This window comes from Oliverpabstia sp. (genome assembly GCF_022785585.1).
GTDB classification, from domain to species: Bacteria; Bacillota; Clostridia; order Lachnospirales; family Lachnospiraceae; genus Oliverpabstia; species Oliverpabstia intestinalis.
In genome coordinates, this window is the sequence record NZ_JALFPR010000093.1 from 1 (window position 1) to 2,707 (window position 2,707).

Genomic DNA, 2,707 nt, shown 5'->3' on the forward strand with positions numbered 1-2,707 from the left:
GTAAGCACCTTTGCAGGAGCCTGGGAAGGAAAACCGGTAGAATCCGCATACGAAGAGTTCGGAAAAGTGTTCCGTGAACTGGCAGACCTTGCAGAAGAAAAAGGTGTGAAACTGGGTATTGAAAACTGCCTGATGGATGGAACCTGGGAACATGCCACCTGCAACATCGGTTTCAACCCGAAAGCCTGGGAAGTGATGTTTGAGGAAGTAAAGAATGACAACTTCGGTCTGGAATGGGAGCCGACCCACCAGATGGTACAGCTGATCGACCCTGTGGCAGAACTGAGAAAATGGTGCAAAAAGATCGTCCATGTACATGGAAAAGATGCGACCATCGACTGGGATGCAGTAAGACACGGCGGAATCTCCGGAGCAGTTCCGTTCGTATGGCACCGTATGCCTGGATTTGGTGACACAAACTGGAGAGATATCATTTCTATCTTAAGAAGCAACGGATATGAGGACGATATCTGTATCGAGGGATATCATGATCCGGTATACAACGGAGAACTGGAGATGACCGGACAGCTCCACGCACTGAACTATCTGAAATGGTGCAGAGGCGGAGAGTTCACACCAACTCCATGGGAGAAATAATACAGATATACAGAGACAGAAAGAAACAGGAGGGCATTCCTATGAAACTTGGGTTTGTTACAGCGATCCTTGACAGCTGGACCTATGAAGAGATGATGGATTTTGCGTCCGAGCAGGGATTTGAATGTGTGGAAGTGGCATGCTGGCCACAGGAAAAAGCAGAAAGAAGATATGCCGGTGTAAGCCATATCGATGCGGAACGGGTCAACCAGGATGATACATATGCAGAGCATATCGTGGAATATGCAAAAAAATCAGGAGTGGAGATCTCGTCACTGGCCTATTATCCAAACGTGATGGCGGCAGATAAAGAGAAAAGCGCAGCCGCTGTGGAACACCTGAAACAGGTGATCCTTGCAAGTAAGAAATTAGGTGTGGGCATGGTCACCACATTTATCGGAAGGGACCAGACCAAAAATGTACAGGAGAACCTGGAACTGGTAAAAGAGATCTGGCCGCCGATCATAAAACTGGCTGAGGAATGTGACGTGAAGGTCGCCATCGAAAACTGCCCGATGCTTTTCGGCGAGGACCAGTGGCCGGGAGGACAGAACCTGATGACAACACCGCCGATCTGGAGAGAGGTATTCCGGATCCTGGACAGTGACCATCTGGGCATCAACTACGATCCATCCCACTTTATCTGGCAGATGATCGACTATATCCGCCCGCTTTATGAGTTCAAAGATAAGATCTTCCATGTCCACTACAAGGACATCAAGATCTACAAAGACAAGCTGGAATCCTGCGGTATCATGGCATATCCGCTGGAATACATGTCACCGAAGCTCCCGGGACTCGGAGATGTGGACTGGGGAAAATATGTATCAGCACTTACGGATATTGGATATGACGGCTATACCTGCATTGAGGTCGAGGATAAAGCCTTTGAAGATTCCAAGGAAAAGGTTGAGAATTCTTTGATCCTCAGCAAGAGATATCTGGAACAGTTCGTGATTTGATCGAATAAACTGCGAAGCGGATTGCGAATATCCGCTTGACTATAAAATTTATTGACTACAGGTAACTATTCAGCACCTTCACAGTTACAGGCAAAAATGTATATGAAATCACCTTCGGTGCTGGCATTTTTGCTTGTATGCCTCGGAATTTTGGCGTATTCATGCCAAAACATCTCGCGGGATAGTGACTACTGAATAGTTACTACGGAATAAAAAGGAGATAATACCATGAGAAAATTAAAAGCAGGAATCGTAGGATGCGGAGGAATCGCCAACGGAAAACACCTTCCGGCTATGAAGAAAAGTGGTCTCTATGAGATCGTAGCTTTCTGTGACATCATCAGAGAGCGTGCAGAGAAAGCAAAAAAAGAATATGGTACAGAAGATGCAAAAGTATTTGAAGACTATCAGGAGCTTATCAAAGAGGACCTGGATGTTGTATATGTAACCACACCGAACCGCTCCCATGCAGAGATCTCTATCGCAGCCATGGAAGCAGGAAAAGATGTTATGTGTGAGAAACCGATGGCAAAGAATTATGCAGAAGCACAGAAGATGGTGGAGACTTCAGAGAAAACAGGCAGAATCCTGAACATCGGATACCAGAACCGTTACCGTCCAGATTCCCTGTATCTGAAAGAAATGTGCAAGGCTGACGAACTGGGAGAGATCTACTTTGCAAAAGCCCATGCACTCAGAAGAAGAGCAGTTCCTACCTGGGGTGTATTCTTAAATGAAGAAGAACAGGGCGGCGGTCCGCTGATCGATATCGGAACCCATGCGCTGGATCTGACTTTATGGATGATGGACAACTATGAAGTAGAGTCTGTAACAGGACAGACCTTCCACAAACTGGCTGACCAGACCAATCAGGGAAATGCCTTTGGAGACTGGGATCCGAAGGAATTCTGTGTAGAAGATTCCGCTTTCGGATTCATCCGTATGAAAAACGGTGCAGTGATCGAGCTGGAAGCTGCCTGGGCACTGAACACACTGGAGGTTGATGAGGCCAAGACAAGTCTGTGCGGAACAAAAGCCGGAGCAGATATGAAAGACGGCCTGCGGATCAACTACATCCACCACAATAAACAGGTAGTAGAGAAACCGGCATTATCCGGCGAAGGAGTAGCATTCTTCTCAGGAGAAGA

At 46.9% G+C, this 2,707-nt stretch carries 3 protein-coding genes; all 3 read left to right on the top strand.

The window, feature by feature from the left end; genetic code table 11:
• Positions 1 to 597 (top strand): sugar phosphate isomerase/epimerase family protein (locus tag MSA64_RS06575; protein WP_287891061.1); only part of this gene is annotated, 597 nt, incomplete at its 5' end.
• A 41-nt stretch (positions 598 to 638) separates the two neighbouring features.
• Complete coding sequence (locus MSA64_RS06580; RefSeq protein WP_154431199.1) at positions 639 to 1,559, top strand: sugar phosphate isomerase/epimerase family protein; 921 nt, start codon at positions 639 to 641, stop codon at positions 1,557 to 1,559.
• Between the two features lie 228 nt (positions 1,560 to 1,787).
• A partial coding sequence (locus MSA64_RS06585; protein WP_287891064.1) for a Gfo/Idh/MocA family protein occupies positions 1,788 to 2,707 on the top strand: 920 nt, incomplete at its 3' end.

Coding starts and splice junctions, on each gene's coding strand:
- MSA64_RS06580 (WP_154431199.1), top strand. CDS start 639: ATGAAACTTGGGTTTGTTACAGCGATCCTTGACAGCTGGACCTATGAA.